The following is a 21355-nucleotide window of genomic DNA, read 5'->3' on the forward strand; positions in this document are numbered from 1 at the left end:
TTCATACTTGAGTAAGGGGAATTAACCCTATGGGAGGCAAAGACAATGAGTGAAAAGAAGAAGTACCATTTTGAGACTCTCCAACTGCATGTAGGCCAGGAACAGGCAGATCCCGCTACGGATTCCCGGGCGGTGCCTATTTACCAAACTACATCTTATGTATTCCGGAACACCCAGCATGCGGCTGACCGTTTTGCCCTGAAAGATGCGGGTAACGTTTACGGCCGGCTGACCAACCCCACCGAAGATGTTTTTGAAAAACGCATTGCAGCCCTGGAAGGCGGCGTAGCTGCCCTGGCCACGGCCAGCGGTGCAGCAGCCGTTACCTACGCCATGCAGGCACTGGTCCATGCAGGCCAACACATTGTCTGTGCCACCACCGTTTACGGCGGTACCTATAACCTGTTCGAACATACCTTCCCCGATTTCGGCATTACCACCACCTTTGTGGATCCTACCAAGGGCGTTCAGGGCTTTGAAGCTGCGGTCCAGGATAATACTCAGGCCATTTACATTGAATCCGTAGGCAACCCCAATGCCAACCTGATTGACATTGAAGCCGTAGCCAAGATTGCCCACAGCCACAACATTCCTTTGGTAGTGGACAGCACCTTTGCGACTCCGTACCTGCTCCGTCCCTTTGAATATGGGGCCGATATTGTAGTCCATTCTGCCACCAAATTCATCGGCGGCCACGGCACCACCCTGGGCGGCGTCATTGTGGACAGCGGCAAGTTTGATTGGGTGGCTTCCGGCCGGTTCCCCTGGCTGGTAGAACCCAACGCCAGCTACCACGGCCTGAGCTTTGCCAAGGATGTGGGCCCGGCAGCCTATGTAACCTATATCCGCACCCTGATTCTGCGGGATACGGGCGCTACCCTGTCCCCCTTCAACGCTTTCCTGCTGCTCCAGGGCACGGAAACCCTGTCCCTGCGGGTAGAACGTCAGGTGGAAAACGCCCTGAAGGTGGTGGATTTCCTGTCCAAGGATTCCCATGTAGAAAAGGTCAACCATCCGGCTTTGCCCGACCATCCGGACCATGCCCTGTACCAGAAGTACTTCCCCAACGGCGGTATTTCCATTTTCACCTTCGAAATCAAGGGCGGCGCAGCAGCAGCCCAGAAGTTCATCGACCATTTGGAGATTTTCTCCCTGCTGGCCAATGTGGCCGATGTAAAGAGCCTGGTTATCCACCCGGCTTCCACCACCCACTCCCAGATGAACGAAGCCGAACTGGCAGCCTCCGGCATTACCCCGGCTACCATTCGTCTGTCCATTGGTACCGAACATATTGACGATATCCTGGACGATATGAAACAAGCGTTTGCTGCTTTGGATTAACGTCTTGGCTTGAAAAACCGAACCTCTTTCTGAATTTGTCAGACAGAGGTTCGGTTTTTTTCGGGTTAAAATGGATCGTTTTGCTAAAAACCTTACAGTTTTTCGCAGATATAAGAATATAGATATATTTGATATAAGAAAAATGTTGAAAAAACTCCGGACGGTGTTACAATAAGAAAGCAACATCGAATGATTTAAACAAAAATATGTAATTGTTCGCCTTTACAGGCCATAGCAGGTAAGGAGGAGAAGTCCATGAGAGCCATTCATAAGATTTTGGTCCCCAACCGAGGGGAAATCGCCATTCGTATTTTTCGTGCCTGTCACGAACTGGGCATTCGTACGGTAGCGGTGTATTCCAAAGAAGATATTCTGTCCCTGCACCGCAGCCGGGCTGATGAAGCCTACCTGGTGGGCCGGGGGAAAAAGCCTGTGGATGCCTATCTGGATATTGAAGATATCATCCGGATCTGTAAGGAACACGAGGTGGATGCCATTCATCCCGGCTACGGGTTCCTGGCGGAAAATGCCCGGCTGGCCAAACGCTGTGAAGAAGAAGGCATTATCTTCATTGGTCCCCGGGTGGAACACCTGATTATGTTCGGGGATAAGGTCAATGCCCGGATCCAGGCCGAAAAGGCTGGGATTCCCATGATTCCTGGCACCCAGGGTGCCGTCAAGAGCTTTGCTGACGTAAAGGCCTTTGCCGAAAAGGTGGGCCTGCCGGTGATGATCAAAGCCGTCAACGGCGGCGGCGGCCGGGGGATGCGGAACGTAGATCGGATGGAAGACCTGGAAGAAGCTTATGAACGGGCCAAATCCGAAGCCAAAATGGCCTTTGGGGATGACGATATCTACGTGGAAAAATGCATCATGAACCCCAAGCACATCGAAGTCCAGATTATGGGCGACGAACAGGGGAATGTGGTCCATCTCCACGAACGGGACTGCTCCATCCAGCGGCGGCACCAGAAGGTCATTGAAATGGCGCCTGCCTGGTCCCTGCCCCAGAGCCTGCGCCAAGCCATCTGTGACGCAGCCCTGAAGCTGATGAAAAACGTCAAGTACCTGAACGCCGGCACGGTGGAATTTTTGGCCGACCAGGATGAAAAACATTTCTACTTCATTGAAGTGAACCCCCGGGTGCAGGTGGAACATACGATAACGGAAGCCATTACGGATGTGGATATCGTCAAGACCCAGATTCTGGTGGCCGAAGGCTACGCCCTGACAGATCCGGAAGTCCATGTGGGCCGCCAGGAAGACATTCCCTGCAACGGGGTAGCCATCCAGTGCCGGATTACCACGGAAGATCCCCAGAACAACTTTATGCCGGATACGGGCAAGATCATTGCCTACCGCAGCGGCGGCGGCCCGGGCATCCGGCTGGATGCCGGCACGGCCTATACGGGTGCCGTCATTACCCCCTATTACGATTCCCTTTTGGTGAAGGTCACCGCCCATGCCATGAACGCCCAGGACACCATCCACCGGATGCTGCGCTGCCTGGAAGAATTCCGCATCAGCGGCGTTAAGACCAACATCTTCTTCCTGAAAAATATGCTGAAGACAGCGGCTTTTGCAGCCGGGGCCTGCGATGTAAACTATATTGATCGGCATCCGGAACTGCTGGTGGATCCGGAAGAAGTAGATGACCGGGGGACCCGGCTCCTGTCCTACATTGGAAAAATTACCGTCAATGGCTACAAGGGCAGTGGGCACCAGCTAAAACCCGACTTCCAGCCCCTGCGCCAGCTGCCGGCCACAGGAAACTGCCCCAAGGGCAGCCGGCAGGTACTCCAGGAACTGGGACCGGAGAAGTTTTCCCGCTGGATCCAGGACCAGAAGGAAGTGCTGTTTATGGACACCACCTACCGGGATGCCCATCAGTCCTTGCTGGCTACCCGGATCCGGACCCACGATATTTTGAACGCCATTGGCTATACGGCGGAGCAGGTGCCTCAGATCTATGCCTTTGAAAACTGGGGCGGGGCTACTTTTGATGTGGCCTACCGGTTCCTGGACGAAGATCCCTGGGAGCGGCTGCGCCAGATGCGCAAGGCGGCGCCCAATATCCTGTTCCAGATGCTGACCCGGGGGGCCAACACCGTAGGCTATACCAACTATCCCCCGGAAGTGGTAACCCAATTTATCGACTTGGCTGCCCAAAACGGGGTGGATGTATTCCGGATTTTCGACTGCCTGAACCAGCTGGACCATATGGCCCTGTCCATTGAAGAAGTCCGGAAGCAGGGCAAGGTGGCAGAAACGGCCATCTGCTATACCGGGGACGTACTGGATGACCGGCGGCAGAAATATTCCCTGGCCTACTACACCCAGCTGGCCAAGGAAATGGAAAAGGCCGGGGCCAACATTATCGCCATCAAGGATATGGCGGGGCTGTTAAAACCGGAAGCGGCCTATGCGCTGGTCTCCGCCCTGAAGGACGCCGTGGACCTGCCCATCCATCTCCACAGCCACGAGGGCGGCGGCTGCACCCTGTACAGCTATGCCAAGGCCGTAGATGCCGGGGTGGATATCCTGGATGTGGCCACCAGTGCCCTGTCCAACGGCACCAGCCAGCCCTCTATGACGGCCATGATCTACGCCCTGTCTAACCATCCCCGCCAGCCGCAGATGAACCTGGAAGCCCTGGAAAACATCGACCGGTACTGGCAGGTGGTCCGCTCCTATTATGCCGGGGTGGACAGCAAGATGGCCAGCCCCAACACCACGGTCTTCCAACATGAAATGCCCGGCGGCCAGTACTCCAACCTGCGTCAGCAGGCTACGGCAGTGGGCCTGGGTGCCCGCTGGCCGGAAGTGTGCCGGATGTACGCCCGGGTGAACCAGCTGTTTGGAGATGTCATCAAGGTGACCCCGTCTTCCAAGGTGGTAGGGGACATGACCCTGTTCATGGTCCAAAACAACCTGACGGAGGAAGATGTCTTGAACCGGGGCGAAACCCTGGACTTCCCCCAATCCGTGGTGGACTTCTTTGACGGCAAGCTGGGGATTCCCTATGGGGGCTTCCCGGAAAAACTCCAGAAGGTTATCCTGCGGGGGGCTCAGCCCCACTTGGAAACCCCGCCGGTGCCGGTGGACCTGGATAAGGTCCATGCAGAAATGAAGGCCCTGCGTATGCCGGAAACGCCGGAAGCGGAATCCAGCTACTGCATCTACCCCAAGGTCTACAAGGACTTTATCCAGCGCTACCACCAATATGGGGACCTGTCCATCTTGGATACGCCTACCTTCTTCTTCGGCATGAAACCCGGCGAAGAAATTCAAGTGATGATGGACGGCAAAATGGTGCTGATTCGCCTGAACCATATTACCCGTCCTACGGAAGAGGGTTACCGGGAAGTGCAGTTTGAAATCAACGGTATGCCCCGGGAACTGAAAATCCGGGATGCCAAGGCTTCGGAAGGCACCACGGCAGCCCGCCGGGCGGATCCTACGGTGCCTGGGGAAGTGGGGGCCACCCTGTCCGGCTCCGTTCTCCGGGTATTGGTGGACAAGAACAGTGTGGTGAAGAAGGGCGATCCGCTGCTGGTAACGGAAGCCATGAAGATGGAAACCACCCTGACCGCTCCCATCGACGGCCTGGTAACCGAGGTATTGGTGAAAGCCGGCAGCCGGATTGCTTCCGGAGACCTGCTGGTGGTGATTGAATAAACGTTTAACAAAAGGAGAATCCTGCGGGGTTCTCCTTTTTTTCAGCAGGTTTCAGATGGGGCGGGGTGTGCTACAATAGAGACAGCGGAGAAAAGAAAACGGAGGTGCCAACATGAAAAGCAAAGGGAAACTCGGTTTGCTGCTGGCTCTTTGCCTGGCGCTGGGCCAAACGGCCCTGGCCGCTGAGCATTTGGCCGTGGTGGAAAAGGACGGAAAGCAGGGAGCCATTGACCCGGAGGGGAAAGTGGTCATCCCCTTGGAATTTAAGAGTGTGGAAGTAAACGATAAGGTGGAAGCACCCGTGGTTCTGGTGAAAAAGTCCGGCAAGTATGGGCTTTATGACCGAAATGGGAAAGAATTGTTAAAGCCGGTGCTGAAAAAGGTCACCGGGGTAAACGAAGGATATTTTGGCGGCAAGGAGAAGAAAACCTGGAGCTTCTACAACCTGAACGGGGAAAAGCAGCCCGGGGAATATGAGGAAGTGGGGCTGTACCAGGAAGGCCTGGCGCCTGTCAAGGTGGAGGACCGCTGGGGCTTTGTGGATACCCAGGGAAAACTGGTGATTCCGGCCCAGTACAAGTCCGTTAGGGGCTTCAGCGAAGGCCTGGCAGCTGCCAAACTGAACAGCAAATGGCTGTATATCCATAAGGATGGCACGCCGCTTATCGGAGCCAGCATCAAGGACCCCCGGGATTTCCACCAGGGCGTTGCCGTGGTGGATGACAACTGGCTGATGAATATTAAGGGCCAGAAATACGCCAAGCTCCGGGATTATTCCTTTGTGGGGGATTTTGCCGAAAATGGCTTGGCCGAAGTGGGCGTCCGCCGGCGCCACCGCAGCCTGCTGGATTATGTAAGCATTGGCTGGGGCTGGGACGGCTGGGGCGTCTGGGGCTATCCTGGCTGGGGCTGGACCGGAGGCTACCACCATCGCCGGCACCACGGTTGGGGCTGGGGCGGCGGCATCGGGATTTCGCCCGGGGCCGTTATGCCCGGCAGCCTGTACCGGGGCTATGTGAACAAGCAGGGCCAGGAAGTGATTCCCACTACCTACGATACGGTAACGCCCTTCTACGGCAGCTATGCCCTGATCCAGGACGAAGGCCACTGGGGTATGGTCAATGCCCAGGGCCGGGTGGTGATTCCCCCGGCCTACGATGCCCTGTGGCCCTTTAGCCAGGGCCTGGCAGCTTTCAGCTTCGACAAGAAGTGGGGCTTTATCAATGAGCAGAATACGGTAGTGATTTCCAACCGGTATGACCGGGTGAACTCTTTCCTGGAGGACCGGACCACGGTAATGACCCAGGAGGAAGGGGGCATTATCGATAAGCAGGGTCAATTGGCAGCCCCTCTGCGCCGGCAGTTAAAGGAACTGGGACCGTTGTACGCTGACCGGGCGGCCTTTAAGGATCCGGCCAAGGACCTGTGGGGGTATGTTAACAGGGATGCCCAGGTTGTTATCCCTGCACAGTACGATAAGGCTGGAATATTTGACTGAAATTCGTGAATACGTACAAAAAGCTGTTGACAGGAATTGCATACGGTGGCATAATGTAAACCATACCGCAATAATTGCTTATCGGTTATGAACGGGACTGAATAGGAAGAAGCCTTACAGAGAGCCGGCGGCAGGTGCGAGCCGGCAGGATTCCAATATTCTCTCGCCCGGGAGCCGCAGGGATGAACCAAAGTAGTTCCTGCCGTCCACAGTGCGTTAAACTGAACGAGAACAAACATAGGGTGGTACCGCGTTCATTCGCCCCTATCCGCTTCTGGCGGATAGGGGCGTTTTGTATCTGAAAAAGGAAAGGGGAGTTACGTATGGGAATGACAAGAACACAAAAAATTTTGGCGAAACACGCCGGACGGCCGGAGGTGGAAACCGGTGAGCTGCTGATCTCCCAGGTGGATCTGACGCTGGCCAACGATATTACTGGGCCTCCTGCCATTGACGAGTTTGATAAGATTGGGCGTCCTGTTTTTGACAAGGACAAGATTGCCTTGGTGCCGGACCATTTTTCGCCGCCCAAGGACATCAAATCTGCAACCCTGTGCAAGCATATGCGGGAATTTGCCCGGAAGCATGAGATTACCCATTATTACGAAGTGGGCCGTATGGGCATTGAACACGCCCTGATTCCGGACAGCGGGCTGGTGGCGCCTGGGGAATTGATTATTGGTGCCGATTCCCATACCTGTACCTACGGGGCCCTGAACGCCTTCTCCACCGGGGTGGGCCAGACGGACCTGGGGGCAGCCATGGCCGAAGGGAAAACCTGGTTCAAGGTACCCGCCGCCATCAAAGTGGTGCTTACCGGCAAGAAACCGGCCTACGTCCAGGGCAAGGATGTCATCCTGACCCTGATTGGCCAAATCGGAGTGGATGGGGCCCTGTACCAGTCCCTGGAATTTTTCGGGGACGGCGTGGGAGAACTGTCCATGGCGGACCGGTTCACCATCTGCAACATGGCCATTGAAGCCGGGGCCAAAAATGGTATTTTCCCGGTGGACGAAAAGACCCGGGCCTATCTGAAGGAACGGGGCGTTACCCGGGCTTGGGAACCGGTGGAGGCCGATCCGGACGCCGTTTACGCCCGGACCATTACCATCGCCCTGGATGAACTGGTGCCGGTGGTGGCCTATCCCCATCTGCCGGAAAACACCCACCCCGCTGCCGAAGGCAAGGACATTGCCATCGACCAGGTGGTCATCGGGTCCTGCACCAACGGCCGGTATGAAGATCTGGACCAGGCTGCAGAAGTGCTGAAGGGCCGGAAGGTCCATCCCCGGGTGCGCTGCATCATCATTCCGGCGACCCAGGAAATCTACAAGCGGGCCCTGGATAACGGCCTGTTCGACATTTTTGTGGACGCAGGAGCAGCGGTGTCCACACCGACCTGCGGACCCTGTCTGGGCGGCTATATGGGCATTTTGGCTGCCGGCGAACGGGCCGTTTCCACCACCAACCGGAACTTCAGGGGCCGGATGGGTCATGTGGACAGTGAAGTATATTTAGCCAGCCCCTATACGGCCGCTGCCAGCGCCGTAATGGGCCGGATTACCGATCCCCGGGAGGTGTTAGCATGAGTAAGGTTTGGCGTTATGGAGACCATGTGGATACGGATGTCATCATCCCTGCCCGCTATTTGAACATAGCAGATTTTAAGGAACTCAGTGAGCATGCTATGGAAGACATTGATACCACCTTTGCTTCCCAGGTTCAGCCCGGGGACATTATGGTGGCCGGCCGGAACTTTGGCTGCGGCTCTTCCCGGGAACACGCCCCCATTGTCATCAAGGAAAAGGGCATCCAGTGCATCATTGCTGAAAGCTTTGCCCGGATTTTCTACCGGAATGCCATTAATATTGGCCTGCCGGTACTGGAAATCGGGGAAGAGGCCAAAAAGATAGAAGCGGGAGACCAGGTGACCGTGGACCTGGACAAGGGGGAAATCCACGTGCTGAACAAAAACCTGGTGATCAAAACCCATCCCCTGCCGGAATTTGTCCGGAAAATCGGGGAAGCCGGGGGCCTGATCAATTACGTAAAAGGAGGCAAAGCCTGATGAAGATTACCGTACTGGCCGGTGACGGCATTGGTCCAGAGATTACGGACGCAGCCCTGGTGGTGCTTAAAAAGACGGCCCAGGTCTTTGGGCTGGATATTTCCTATGACCATCAGCTTATGGGGGGCTGCGCCTATGATGCCTATGGCACGCCCCTGCCGGAGGTAACCCTCCAAAGCGCCAAGGCAGCGGATGGGGTGCTTCTGGGGGCGGTGGGCGGACCCAAGTGGGATCAGCTGCCCGACGTGACCAAACGGCCGGAAAAGGGTCTTTTGGCCATCCGGAAGGCCTTGGGCCTTTACTGCAACCTGCGGCCGGTAACGGTACGGCCCTACGTGGCCCATCTGTCCCCCTTAAAGACGGAACGGGCAGAAGGTGCGGACCTGGTGATTGTCCGGGAGCTTACCGGCGGCATCTACTTTGGGGAGCACCAGGAAGCAGCTTTGGTGGACGGTGTGGAAACCGCCTCCGATATCGAAAAGTACACCCGGCCGGAAATCGAGCGGATTGCCGTAAAGGCCTTTGAAGCAGCCCGGCTGCGCCGGGGCAAGGTTACCAGCGTGGACAAGGCCAATGTCTTGGGGTCTTCCCGGCTGTGGCGGAAGGTGGTTACGGAGCTCCACGACAGCCGGTACCCGGAGGTGGAGCTGAACCATTATTACGTGGACAACTGTGCCATGCAGCTGGTGCTGAACCCCAAACAATTTGACGTGATTCTCACCAACAACATTTTTGGGGACATTTTAAGCGATGAAGCGTCCACCATTGCCGGCAGCATAGGGCTCCTGCCTTCCGCCAGCCTGGGGGACGGCACAGGCCTTTACGAACCCATCCACGGCAGTGCCCCGGATCTGGCAGGCAAAGGGGTGGCCAACCCCTTGGGCACTATTTTGTCGGCGGCCCTTCTCCTGCGCTATTCCCTGGGGCAGGAAGCAGCGGCAGCTGCCATTGAACGGGCGGTGGACCAGGTGATGGAAGCCGGGTACCGGACCCCGGATTTGGCAGGCGAAGGCCTGACCGTGGTGAGTACCGGAGAAATGGGCGAACTGGTAGCCCAGGCCGTGAAAAAATAAATAACAAATAAAAAAACGACTTTCCTTTTGGAAAGTCGTTTTTTTATGGGTGTTACATTTTTTTAACGGGAACCAGGCCCCGGCCCAGGGAAATCTGGCCAGTACGGGCGATTTCCAGTACTTCGTAGTCTTCCAGAACCTCCAGCAGGGCATCAATGTGGTCTTCCCGGCCGGTAAGCCGGAGAATCAGGGATTCCCGCTGGACGTCCACCACCTTGGCGTGGAACAGATTGGCAATATTGGTCAGCTCTTCTCGCATGGCGGGGCTGCCGCTTTTTACCTTGATCATGGCCAGCTCATAGCTGACAAAGGGGGCGTCATCCAGGTCCACCACCTTGATGACGTCAATGAGCTTGGCCAGCTGGTTGATGGCCTGGTCCAGCTCCCACCGGTCTTCCACGGAAACCACAATATTGATCCGGGTTACATCCGGTTCTTCCGTGTAGCCGGCGTTGATGTATTCGATGTTGATGGCCCGGCGGCTGATGAGGCCGGCCACATGGGTCAGAACACCGGGTTTGTTGTCGGCCAAAATGGCCAGATGCTGCTTCAGCATAGTCATTCTCCTCCCAATACCATTTCATCCAGCCGCTTGCCCCCAGGTACCATGGGGTACACATTTTCGTCCGGGGGAATGGTCACTTCCAGGAGCGCAGGACCACTGGTGTTGAAGAGCTGGGCCAGGGCACCGGCCAGTTCTTCTTCCCGGCTGCAGGTAAAGCTGGGCACGTCCATGGCGGCTGCTACCCGGGCCATGGAAGGGTTCCGGGTAAGGTCCGATTCTGCGCAGCGGCCGCCGTAGAACATCCGCTGCCACTGGTTTACCATACCCAGGGTGGCGTTGCGCAGCACCACGGTTTTCACCGGGATACCATACTTGTGCAGGGTGGCAAATTCCTGGCAGTTCATCAGGATGCTGCCGTCCCCGGTTACCAGCACCACCGGCTTATCCGGGGCGCCCAGCTGGGCGCCTAAAGCGGCGGGCAGGCCGTAGCCCATGGTGCCCAGGCCCCCGGAGGTGACAAAATGCCGGGGCTCTGTCAGGGGATAGAATTGGGCCGCCCACATTTGGTGCTGGCCCACATCGGTGGTGACAATGGCGTCCGGGCCGGCCTTTTGGGCCAGCTGGGTCAGCAGCACCTGGGGGGACACCCCGGCGTCACTGGAAGGACGGGTGGCAAAGGGATACTGGACCTTCAGCTCCAGCACCTGCTGGCGCCAGGGCACCCAGTGGAAGGAAGAGGGCGGGCAGGCCGCCAATTTTTCCAGCAGCAGGGGCAGGGACCAGCGCAGATCTCCGTTGACACTGATGTCTGCGTGGACAATCTTGTTGATTTCCACCTTGTCGATGTCAAAGTGGAGAATCCTGGCGTTGGGCGCGAAATTGGCCACGGAACCGGTGACCCGGTCATCAAACCGGGCTCCTACCGTCAGCAGCAGGTCGCAGTCCGTTACCGCCATATTGGCCGCATAGGAACCATGCATGCCCAGCATCCCCAGGTTGTATTCCCAGCCGTCGGGAATGGCGCCTTTGCCCATCAGGGTGTAGACCACTGGCAGCTCATAGGTTTCTGCCAGGGTCTGCAGGTAGGAAGCGGTGCCGGAGAGCACCACCCCGCCGCCCAGCATCAGCACGGGCTTTTTGGCAGCGGACAGGGCCGCCACGGCGGCGTCCACTTCTTCGGCCCGGCCGGTACGGGAAGGGTTGTAGCCCCTTAGGGAAACCGTTTCCGGATAGGTAAAGTCCAGGGTGGAATCAAACACGTCCTTGGCCACATCCACCAGCACGGGCCCGGGCCGGCCGGAAGCGGCAATGTAGAAGGCTTCCTTCAGCACCCGGGGCAGGTCCTGGACCTTTTTCACCAGGTAGTTGTGCTTGGTGATGGGGGTGGTGATGCCGGAAATATCCGCTTCTTGGAAGGAATCCCGGCCAATCAGGGGAGTGGCCACCTGGCCGCTGATGATGACCAGGGGAATGGAGTCCATGTTGGCTGTAGCAATGCCAGTAACCATATTGCAGACGCCGGGACCGGAGGTGGCAAAGCAGACCCCGGGCCGTCCGGTAACCCGGGCGTACCCATCGGCCGCATGGACGGCGCCCTGTTCATGACCGGTGAGAATATGGGGGAATTGTTTCCGGTACAGGGCATCATACAGGCTGAGGACCGCTCCTCCTGGATACCCGAATACCACCTGCACCTGTTCTTTTTTCAAACATTCGATCACTGCTTCTGCACCGGTCATCTTCATTGCTGCCGTCCTCCTTTAGATTGTCTTACTCGTTTTTATCGTTTTCATGCAGCCAAGGCATCATGGCCCGCAGTTTGGCCCCTACTTTTTCCAGGGGATGTTCGGCGTGCTGCCGGCGCATCGCCAGGAAGTGGGCACGGCCGCCGGCACGGTTTTCCAGCAGCCAGTCCTTGGCAAAGGTGCCGTCCTGGATGTCTTTCAGAACCTGCTTCATGGCTGCCTTGGAATCCTGGGTCACCACTTTGGGACCTGCGGTGTAGTCACCATATTCAGCGGTATCGCTGATGGATTTGCGCATTTTGGCCATGCCGCCTTCGTACATCAGGTCCACAATCAATTTCATTTCGTGGAAGGTTTCAAAGTAGGCGATTTCCGGCTGGTAACCGGCTTCACACAGGGTTTCAAAGCCGTTGGTGATCAACTGGCAGACCCCGCCGCACAGAACGGCTTGTTCGCCGAACAGGTCGGTTTCCGTTTCTTCCTGGAAGGTGGTTTGGATTACCCCTGCCCGGGTGCCGCCGATACCTCTGGCGTAGGCCAGGGCCAGGTCAAAGCACTTGCCGGTGGCATCCTGTTCCACAGCAAATACGTCGGGTACGCCGCCGCCTTCCACAAAGGTGCGGCGAACCAGATGGCCGGGGCCTTTGGGAGCTACCATGAAGACGTCCACGTTGGCAGGGGGCTGGATTTGTTTGAAATGGATGTTGAAACCATGGGCAAAAGCCAGGGCGCTGCCGGGCTTCAGGTTGGGGCCGATTTCCGTCTTGTACACATCGGCCTGCTTTTCATCGGGGATCAGGACCATGGTAACATCGGCACTGGCTACCGCTTCGGCAACGGTCTTTACTTCCAAACCAGCTGCCTGGGCCACTTCTACGGAATGGCTGCCCTTGTACAGGCCTACCACTACGTTTACGCCGCTTTCCTTCAGGTTCAGGGCATGGGCATGACCCTGGCTGCCATAGCCGACTACCGCTACGGTTTTACCCTTTAATACATCCCAGTTAACGTCCTTGTCATAAAATACTTTTGCCATGTGAAACACTCTCCTTTTGAAATAAAATCCTTTAGTTTCCCGTTGTGGAGGCTTCAGAGGTATAAAAAAATCCGCCCCTATGCTAGGGACGGAAGATTCCGCGATACCACCCTGATTCTCCGGCCATTGCTGGCACAGAGCTCTCTGCAACGTACTAACATACGCGTTCCGGTTAACGGAGGACAGCCGTCAATGCTTAATACACTTCAGCATTGCTCTTCGGGGAGGATTTTCCTTTGGGGGTTTCTATCGGCTCGCACCAAATGCCGACTCTCTGGGAGAAACTGGGAGCAAAGTACTCTTTCCCGTCATCAGATTTCTCGTTATTTCCTTTTGGTTGAAAAGGATGTCCTAATACTACAATGACAGCAAACAACTGTCAACAGAAAAACGAGAAAAAAATTGCAATATAAGAATTTGATGTGTAAAAGTGTAACGCTTGTAGCGCTGTCCGGGTCTTAACCGGGGTGCCTGCGGAGCAGGCGGGGTTCCCTAGCAGCTATTCAGTTGTGCGTTGGCCCAGATACCACTGGACAAACTGTTTGGCAATACGGCCATTCCGGCCGGAATGTTCCATTTCCCAGCGTACTCCCAAAACCCGAAGTTCCTGGGGAGAAAGGGTGATGCCCTCCTTTTCCAGTTCGTGGGCAATGATGGCCAGGTATTCGGCCTGGGTGGGGGCGCCAAAGTGCAGGATCAGGCCAAAGCGGTCGGACAGGGAAATGGATTCGTTGTCCGCATCTTCCCGGAAGACCTCTGCCTCCAGGGCATCGCTCCGGTCGGACCAGGTTTCCTTCAGCAGGTGCCGCCGGTTGCTGGTGGCGCAGAGCATCACATTGTCCGGCTGGGGTGCGGCGCCCCCGTCGATGGCTGATTTCAGGTATTTGTATTCGGTTTCATTCTCGTCAAAGGACAGGTCGTCGAAGAAGAAAATGAAGCGGTGGCTGCGGATTTTTCCGGCGGCAGTCATGGCTCCGGAAAGGAGCTGGAGCTGGTCCCGCTTGATTTGCACCAGGCGCAGGCCCTGGGCGCTGAACAAGGGAATCAGGGCCTTTACGGAGGTGGACTTGCCGGTGCCCCGGGCTCCGGTGAGGAGTACGTTGTTGCAGCCCCGGCCGGCCATAAACTGCCGGGCATTGGCCAGGAGCTTTTCCTTCTGGTCCTGGTAGCCCAAAAGGTCCTCCCAGGCATAGTGGGGGAATTGGGCAATGCCCTGGAAGGCACCTGCTGCGTCCAGGCAGAAGGCCTCGTACTGGGCCATTTGGCCCCGGCCATAACGCTGGTACTGGCTAAGGAGAAGCTGGGCCTGCTCCCTGGGACTTGGGGCCGCCAGCAACGCTGCCCGCAGCTGGTCTTCCAGCTTGGAATTTCCCGGTTGGGCAGGCTGGTAATTGTCATAGAGCGGGTCTCTAAAAACGGCTTCCCCGGACAGGTGCAGGAAGGGCTGGAGCAGTTCCAGGTCCCGGGTCAGAGCTGCTGCCAGACCGCTGCCGGCCCGCCCCTGGGCTTCCACCGTGCGTCCGGCCAGGTTATTGCCTTCGCACAAAAGGTGGAAGAAATAGGCCTGCCACAGGTTGCCCCCAAGGCCCCAGGCTTCTGCCTGGGTAAGGACCCTTTCCCGGGCCTGGCTGAGCTGGCTTTTGCCGGGGTGTTTGGCGGCTTTGGCCAGCTTATGGATTACTGGGTCAAAAAACAAGGGACGCAATACGGATAGCTTAGAAAAAATGGTAAAATCGATCATTTGTGAGTTATTTTCCAGGTTCATGTTTTCTCCTTCAGGCTTTTGCCAAAGCGGTTTCTTTCACCGTATGGGGACCCCGGCCCAGGGAAATCTGGCCGGTGGTGGCAATTTCCAATATGGTGTAGGCTCGGAGCAGCTGGAGCAGGGCCTTGATATGGTCCTCCCGGCCGGTAAGCCGGAAAATCAGGGATTCCGGGTAGACGTCCACAATCTTGGCGTGGAACAAACCGGCAATATTGGTGAGCTCTTCCCGGATTTGGGCGGTGGGGCTGCTGACCTTGATCAGGGTCAGTTCATAGCTGACCAGGGGCTGGTCGTCCAGGTTGACCACGGCAATCACGTCAATCAGCTGGGAAAGCTGGTTGATGGCCTGGTCCAGGGCAAATCGGGTGTCCACTTCCACCATCAGGTTGATTCGGCTGATTTCCGCCAGGTCCGTGTAGCCCACATTCAGGCATTCGATATTGATGTTCCGCCGGGCCAGCAGGCCGGCCACATGGGCCAGAACCCCGGGTTTGTTGTTGACCAGAAGGGCAAGATGCTGCCATTGCATGATTATTCTCCTCCTAAAAGCATATGGTCCAGGCCTTGGCTGCCGGGAACCATGGGATAAACCAGTTCATCAGCGGGTACGGTGACCTCCAGCAGGGCGGAGCCCTCCGTGTCAAAAAGGAAGTCCAGCCCCGCCGCCAGCTCTTCCGGGGAAGCAACTTCCCGGGAAGGAATGCCCATGGCGGCCGCAATGGCCGCTGTGGAGGGCTTTTTTACCAGCTGGGTCTGGGAGTACCGGCCGCCCCGGTACACGTGCTGGAGCTGGCGTACCAGCCCCAGCTGGCCGTTTTTCAGCACCAGGGTCTTTACCGCTAGCCCATAGGTGGGCAGGGTGGTAAATTCCTGGCAGTTCATCAGGATGCTGCCGTCTCCGGTAATCAAGAGTACGGTGCTGTCCGGACAGCCTGCCTTGGCGCCCAGGGCTGCCGGCAGGCCAAACCCCATGGTGCCCAGACCGCCCGAGGTAAGAAAGTGCCGGGGGCGGTCCGTAGGAAAGAACTGGGCGGCCCACATCTGATGCTGGCCTACATCTGTTGCCACAATGGTGTCTTCCGGGGCCCTGCGGGCCGTCTCCTTCAGCAGCAGCTCCGGGGAAACCCCGTCTTTGCAGGTATGGGCGGCAAAGGGCACTTCCTGCTTCAGGGCCAGGCAGTGCTCCCGCCAGGGGGCAAACCGTTCCTTCAGGCCGGAAATCTCCCTGAGGGCTTCCTGGAAACGGGGCAGGGCATCCTGAAGGCTGGCCGGGACGCTGATCTGGGCGGGGATAATCTTATTGATTTCACTGGGGTCCACATTAAAGTGGACAATCTGGGCGGCTGGGGCAAATTCCGAGGCTTTGGCAGTGGAACGCTCGTCAAAGCGGACCCCAAAGGCCAGCAGCAGGTCGCAGCCGGTAACGGCCAGATTGGCGGCGTAGCTGCCGTGCATTCCCAGCATACCCAGGTGTTGGGGCAGGCTGTCGGGTACGGCGCCTTTGCCCATCAGGGTGGTTACTACGGGAATCCCCGTGTCCAGGGCCAGCTGGGTCAGGGTGCCGGCCGTATCCGCCAGGATGACCCCGCCCCCTGCCATGATGACGGGGCGCCGGGCCGCCGAAAGCGCTGCTGCGGCCCGGGCAAGGTCCTGGGTCCGGGCCGGGCGTCTGCTGTCGTAGCCCAGCAGCTGGACGCTCTCCGGATAGGTAAAGTCCAAGGGGGTATCAAAGATTTCGGTGACAATGTCCACCAGCACCGGGCCGGGCCGGCCGGTACGGGCCAGGAAGAAGGCTTCCTTCAGCACCCGGGGCAGGTCCTCTGCCCGGCGGACCAGGTAGTTGTACTTGGTAATGGAGGTGGTGATGCCTGCAATGTCCGCTTCCTGGAAAGCGTCCCGGCCCAGGAGGGACGTAGCCACCTGGCCGCTGATGATTACCAGGGGAATGGAGTCCATGTGGGCGGTGGCAATGCCGGTAACCATATTGCAGACCCCGGGCCCCGAGGTGGCAATGGCCACTCCCACCTGTCCCGTAGCCCGGGCGTACCCGTCGGCTGCGTGGATGGCTCCTTGTTCGTGGCCGGTAAGGATATGGGGAAAGCCGGTTTTGTACAAGGCATCATACAGGCCCAGTACGGCCCCTCCTGGGTACCCAAAAACAACGGGGACCTGTTCCTGGCGGAAACAGGCAATAATGGCTTCAGCGCCTGTCATTTTCATAAATAGCCTCCTTTTGGCCGGCGGGCCGGATTTTTGGTGCGGGGAGCAGTCCATAAAAAAAGTCCCTCAGCTTGGCTGAGGGACGGAAGAACCGCGGTACCACCCTGTTTCCCTGCGGCTGCAGGGCACTTGGGCACGTGAAGACGTGCTTCCGGTAACGGGGAAATGGCCGCCCAGACCTACTGCTGTTTCGGCCTGGAGCCTCCGGGAGGAGCTTCCTCCCAAGGGTTTCGCCGGCTTGCACCAGCCGCCGGCTCTCTGCGGAAAACCCTGGGGAGTACTATTCCCATCATAGGCATTTGCTGTTTGGTAGTGAATTGTCCCTATTCTAGCGATTTCGCGGACAAGTGTCAACGAAAAATGATGAATTTGGACAAAAACGAAAAAACAATCTTAAAACTGTAACGCCTGTTGCAGTCTGTATGAAATAAAACACCAAGAGAAGGGCGGGGGGGAAGGCACTTTTGCAAAGTCCGGGGCCCAAAGAAAATGGTATAATAGGAAAATGCAGGGAAAGCCCTGGCTACGGTTTTTCCTTGGGAAAAAGGAGATTACGTTATGAAAAAGCGGTGGAAGGATTTATCCATACGGAAGCGGCTGCTGCTGTCCAACTATTTGATGATTTTGGCCCCCATCCTGTGCTTTGCGGTACTGAGCATTGGAATTTTTTGGGCTTTTGGCATGGAGAACCTGAACCGGGCCAATGTGCTGTCCTTTATTTGGCCGGAAAGCGGGCCCACGCTGAATATCCAGTTTGAACTGACCCGGCTCCGAGTCCGGTCGGACCAGTACAATGGCCGGGATCTGGGGCATCTGCTGCTGGTTTGCGACCATTTGGAGGATCAGGGGATGCAGGTGGCCCTTTTGCAGCAGGGAAAGACCCTGTACGTAACCCCGGGCACGAGTCCTGACGCGCTGCTCCAGGAAGCCCAGCAGCGGGCCCCGGAAGGCCGGGGTGCCATTGCCTGGGGGGAGAAGGGCCTGGCCTTTCATTACACCTCGCCCAAAGGCCTGGAAGCCGTAGTGGTAGGAGCGGACCCCCTGGTGGAAAAAAGCGATTTGTTCCAGATGACCTCCAAGGAGTTGTTCAAAAGCAGCTTTGTGGGAGCCTTCCTGCTGGTGCTGCTGATGGCCGCCCTGATCGGCCTGGCGGTGTCCCGGATCATGGCCCAGCAGTTTTTGAAGCCGCTGGGACGGCTGCGCCGGACGGCAGCCCAGGTCAGCCGGGGGGATTTGGATACCCCCATTGTGGCGGACAGCCAGGATGAAATTGGGGCCGTGCTCCGGGCTTTTGAAAAGACCCGGCTGGAACTGAAAGCCAACCGGGAAAAACGGCAGCTGTACGAACAGAACCGAAAAGAAATGATGGCGGGGATTGTCCACGATCTGGCGACTCCCCTGACCAAAATCCAGGGCTATGCCTCCGGCCTTAAAGAAGGCATTGCCAATACTCCGGAAAAACAGCAGCATTACCTGGAGAAAATTCTGACCACCACGGAAAGCATGAGCCGGTTGAACCAGACCCTGCTGCTTTTGTCCAAACTGGATCTGGACCAGGTGCCCTTCCATTGGCAGACGGTGAACCTGTCGGCCTTTATGGAAGACTGTCTGGCAGAGCAGGAGGAATATTGGGAGAAACAGGGCCTTACCCTGTCCTTTGCCAGTACCCTGGCTGCGGCTCCCGTTGCCCTGGACCCGGAACAGTTCCAGCGGGTGCTTTCCAATGTGCTGGGCAACAGCGTCAAATACCGGGGCCAGGATGGCCGGGTGGAAATCCGGCTGGAACCGGGAAAGCCGGGCTATGTGCGGCTTTCTTTTGGGGATCAGGGCCAGGGCGTAACCCAGGACCAGCTGAATAAAATCTTTGACAGTTTTTACCGGACGGACCGGGCCCGGACCCATGTGGCCAGTGGCAGCGGACTGGGCCTGGCCGTTGTGAAAAAAATCGTGGAAACCATGGGAGGGACCATTTGGGCAGAAGCCAATACGCCCCAGGGCCTGAAAATCTGTATGGAATTTCCCTTAAAGGAGCAGCAGCATGGAAAAGATTCTCATCATTGAAGACGACGAAGATATTGCAGAACTGGAGCGGGATTATCTGGAAGCAGCGGGTTTTCAGGCAGAAATCCTGGGCAATGGCCAGGAAGGGGAAAAACGGGCTCTGGACCCGGAAATTGCTCTGGTGCTGCTCGACATTATGCTTCCGGGCGAAGATGGCTTCCAGGTCTGCCGGAAAATCCGGGAGCAGCGGAATATTCCCATTCTCCTGGTGTCCGCCAAGCAGGAGGACGTGGACAAGATCCGGGGGCTGGGGCTGGGTGCCGATGACTACATTGTGAAGCCCTTCAGTCCCAGTGAACTGGTGGCCCGGGTCCGGGCCCACCTGAAACGGTACCAGCAGCTTACGGGCCAGAATCAGGCGTCCAAACTGCTCATCCGGGGGGACCTGACCATCGATTGTGCCGGGCACCGGGTTTATGTTGGCGGCAAGGAAGTGGTGATGCCCAACAAGGAATTTGCCCTGTTGGAATTTCTGGCCGAGAATCCAGGGCAGGTATTCAGCAAGGAGACCCTGTTCCAGCGGATTTGGGGAGAGGACTCCCTGGGAGATACGGCTACGGTTTCCGTCCATGTGAACCGAATTCGGGAAAAAATTGAAAAATCCACGGCCAAGCCGGAATACATTGAAACGGTTTGGGGCGTAGGGTACCGGTTTAAAAAATAGACGGCAAAAAGCGCTGCAGAAAGGGAAATCACCCTTTCTGCAGCGCTTTTTTGCCGTCTTTATTCTCTTGTCCACACGGCCCACTGGCCGCGTTCGCCCAGTTTTTGCCAATCTCCGGGCACGGTTTGGAGGAAGTCTTTTTGGTGGCCTTTTTCCACCACCACCAGAATGTTGCCGGTCTCCGGCAGGTCTTCGATGGCGGCAAAGGGCATCATGTTTTTGGCGTTCCAGCTGATGCCGTCAGGTTTTTGCTGGTCAATTTTTTCCCGGGTGTTCAGGTCCGGGGCGGGAATGCCGCTGTAGTAGGTAAAGGAAACCGGGTAGCGGCCGCCGTAGATATAGACCTGGGTGTTGGGACCGTCCCAATACTTGGCCAGTTGGGCAGCATCCCAGGAGGAGGCCTGCCGGCACAGGGGAATGGCCAGGGCGTAGGACAGCACCACCAAAAGCAGCACCATGCTGGCCGCAATCCGTTTGAGCCAGCCGTCATAGCGGGGCGAGAGGTAGGCTGCCAGGCCGATGGCCAGAGGCGGCAGGTAGGGGAAGGTATAGGTAGGGTACTTGGTGGCCATGCATTCAAAGAACAGGAAGATGCCCAGGGCCCAGATTACCAGGTATCGCTGCCGGTCCTCCAAACTGGCCCACAGGGTCCGGTGTTTCAGCTTCTGCCACAGGGCCCTGCCGTGTTTCTTTAACAGGTAGGGGGCGGTGAAACTCCAAGGGAAACCGCTGATCAGGAAAATCATCAGGTAATACCACCAGGTATTGTTCCGGGGATGCTCAGAAACCGTGGCCCGGAGAATGTTGTGGACGCCGATGAAGTATTCCAGGAAGGCATTGCCATGGAGCTGAATCATGGGTACGTACCACAGGGCAGCTACCAAAAGGGAAACCAGGATGCCGGAAAACAGCTTCATGGACCGGAGGGTACGGCCGTCCCGGCAGGCCCCCAAATAGGCCAGGATAATCAGGCCGGGGAGCACCAGCCCTACGGGACCTTTGGTCAGGATGGCGATGCCAGCCAGAACGTAGGCACCGTAATACAGCAGGGGACGCTGCTCCCGCTTGGCAATGTAAAACAGCATCAGGGCCCCGTCCAGGGTTACAAACAGGGTCATATCCGTAATCACGGCTTTGGCCAGGTAGAAGTATTCCACACTGGTCATCATAATCAGGCTGCTGAGAAAGGCCACCCGTTTGCCGTACAGTTTGTTGGCAAACCAGTAGGTTTGAAAAACGCCAATCAGGCCAAAGACTCCTGAGAAAAAGCGGGCGGCAAAGGAAGTCAACCCAAAGAGCTTAAAGGCAGCAATGAGTTCCAGGTAGAACAAAATCGGTTTGTCATACCAGTACCGGCCAAAAATCCGGGGAGAAACATAGTCGCCGGAGGCCAGCATTTCTTTGGCGGTCAGCACGTAGTTGGATTCTACCGGGTCCGTAATCAGCAGCTGGCTGTTGGCTGCAAAAAACAGCAGAATACCCAGAACAAATAAAATCAGGATGTCCAAATGGCGTTTATACCAGGGTTGGGAAAGGGCTGCATCTTCCATGGGAAACCTCAATTCTGCCGCAGGGCGGCCTTGTACTTGAATGATTATCAGTATAGGCCGGGATGTTAAAGAATTCTTAAACAAAGAAAGAGGATTCCATAAAGAAAAAACGGTGGGGACGCACAGCCGGTTGCAGGAGTGAAACACTCGG

At 57.0% G+C, this 21355-nt stretch carries 15 protein-coding genes and 2 other annotated features; of the genes, 8 read left to right on the forward strand and 7 right to left on the reverse strand.

What is annotated here, in order from left to right:
• Positions 1-45: 45 nt before the first annotated feature.
• The 6 genes from C7E10_RS07355 to leuB all read left to right on the forward strand — a co-directional run bounded on the left by C7E10_RS07355 (position 46) and on the right by leuB (position 9658).
• Positions 46-1341 carry an O-acetylhomoserine aminocarboxypropyltransferase/cysteine synthase family protein gene (locus C7E10_RS07355; protein ID WP_105326681.1) on the forward strand — a complete coding sequence of 432 codons (1296 nt, stop codon included), beginning with the start codon at positions 46-48 and terminating at the stop codon, positions 1339-1341.
• A 255-nt stretch (positions 1342-1596) separates the two neighbouring features.
• Positions 1597-5019, forward strand: coding sequence for a pyruvate carboxylase (locus C7E10_RS07360; protein WP_105326682.1), 3423 nt, complete (start codon positions 1597-1599; stop codon positions 5017-5019).
• 112 nt (positions 5020-5131) lie between these two features.
• Positions 5132-6517 carry a WG repeat-containing protein gene (locus C7E10_RS07365; RefSeq protein ID WP_105326683.1) on the forward strand — a complete coding sequence of 462 codons (1386 nt, stop codon included), beginning with the start codon at positions 5132-5134 and terminating at the stop codon, positions 6515-6517.
• A gap of 323 nt (positions 6518-6840) precedes the next feature.
• The gene (leuC, locus tag C7E10_RS07370) at positions 6841-8106 is read left to right on the forward strand and encodes a 3-isopropylmalate dehydratase large subunit (protein ID WP_105326684.1); all 1266 of its coding nucleotides are present in this window, start codon (positions 6841-6843) and stop codon (positions 8104-8106) included.
• Positions 8103-8585: a 3-isopropylmalate dehydratase small subunit gene (locus C7E10_RS07375; RefSeq protein ID WP_105326685.1), complete on the forward strand. Its 483-nt coding sequence runs from the start codon at positions 8103-8105 to the stop codon at positions 8583-8585. The genes leuC and C7E10_RS07375 overlap by 4 nt, the downstream gene beginning before the upstream one ends.
• A complete protein-coding gene (gene leuB, locus C7E10_RS07380; RefSeq protein WP_105326686.1) occupies positions 8585-9658 on the forward strand; it encodes a 3-isopropylmalate dehydrogenase in 1074 nt (357 codons plus the stop codon). Before C7E10_RS07375 ends, leuB begins: the two co-directional genes overlap by 1 nt.
• Before the next feature lie 52 nt (positions 9659-9710).
• Here the strand turns inward: leuB and ilvN (C7E10_RS07385) are convergent, their stop codons facing one another.
• From ilvN (C7E10_RS07385) to ilvB (C7E10_RS07410), 6 genes are all read right to left on the reverse strand, one after another.
• Positions 9711-10214: an acetolactate synthase small subunit gene (gene ilvN, locus C7E10_RS07385; protein ID WP_105326687.1), complete on the reverse strand. Its 504-nt coding sequence runs from the start codon at positions 10212-10214 to the stop codon at positions 9711-9713.
• A 2-nt stretch (positions 10215-10216) separates the two neighbouring features.
• Positions 10217-11908 (reverse strand): biosynthetic-type acetolactate synthase large subunit, encoded by a 1692-nt coding sequence (ilvB, locus tag C7E10_RS07390; protein WP_105326688.1) that lies wholly within the window; start codon positions 11906-11908, stop codon positions 10217-10219.
• A gap of 25 nt (positions 11909-11933) precedes the next feature.
• On the reverse strand, positions 11934-12944 hold the full coding sequence (gene ilvC, locus C7E10_RS07395) for a ketol-acid reductoisomerase (protein ID WP_105326689.1): 1011 nt from the start codon (positions 12942-12944) through the stop codon (positions 11934-11936).
• 81 nt (positions 12945-13025) lie between these two features.
• Positions 13026-13265, reverse strand: a binding site (T-box leader).
• Between the two features lie 178 nt (positions 13266-13443).
• Positions 13444-14709, reverse strand: coding sequence for an ATP-binding protein (locus C7E10_RS07400; protein ID WP_233547517.1), 1266 nt, complete (start codon positions 14707-14709; stop codon positions 13444-13446).
• A 10-nt stretch (positions 14710-14719) separates the two neighbouring features.
• Positions 14720-15238, reverse strand: coding sequence for an acetolactate synthase small subunit (gene ilvN / locus C7E10_RS07405; protein WP_105326690.1), 519 nt, complete (start codon positions 15236-15238; stop codon positions 14720-14722).
• A gap of 2 nt (positions 15239-15240) precedes the next feature.
• Entirely contained in the window at positions 15241-16929 is a 1689-nt protein-coding gene (gene ilvB / locus C7E10_RS07410) for a biosynthetic-type acetolactate synthase large subunit (RefSeq protein ID WP_105326691.1), read from the reverse strand.
• A 75-nt stretch (positions 16930-17004) separates the two neighbouring features.
• Positions 17005-17231 (reverse strand) — a binding site (T-box leader).
• A 256-nt stretch (positions 17232-17487) separates the two neighbouring features.
• On the opposite strand from ilvB (C7E10_RS07410), the gene C7E10_RS07415 reads away from it, so the two are divergent.
• Both C7E10_RS07415 and C7E10_RS07420 read left to right on the forward strand, forming a co-directional pair.
• Positions 17488-18990 carry a sensor histidine kinase gene (locus tag C7E10_RS07415; RefSeq protein ID WP_105326692.1) on the forward strand — a complete coding sequence of 501 codons (1503 nt, stop codon included), beginning with the start codon at positions 17488-17490 and terminating at the stop codon, positions 18988-18990.
• The gene (locus C7E10_RS07420) at positions 18968-19654 is read left to right on the forward strand and encodes a response regulator transcription factor (RefSeq protein ID WP_105326693.1); all 687 of its coding nucleotides are present in this window, start codon (positions 18968-18970) and stop codon (positions 19652-19654) included. The genes C7E10_RS07415 and C7E10_RS07420 overlap by 23 nt, the downstream gene beginning before the upstream one ends.
• 59 nt (positions 19655-19713) lie before the next feature.
• On the opposite strand, the gene C7E10_RS07425 is transcribed toward C7E10_RS07420, so the two are convergent.
• The gene (locus C7E10_RS07425) at positions 19714-21204 is read right to left on the reverse strand and encodes an ArnT family glycosyltransferase (protein ID WP_105326694.1); all 1491 of its coding nucleotides are present in this window, start codon (positions 21202-21204) and stop codon (positions 19714-19716) included.
• Between the last annotated feature and the right edge of the window lie 151 nt (positions 21205-21355).

This window comes from Acidaminococcus hominis, assembly GCF_900291475.1.
Lineage (GTDB): Bacteria > Bacillota > Negativicutes > Acidaminococcales > Acidaminococcaceae > Acidaminococcus > Acidaminococcus hominis.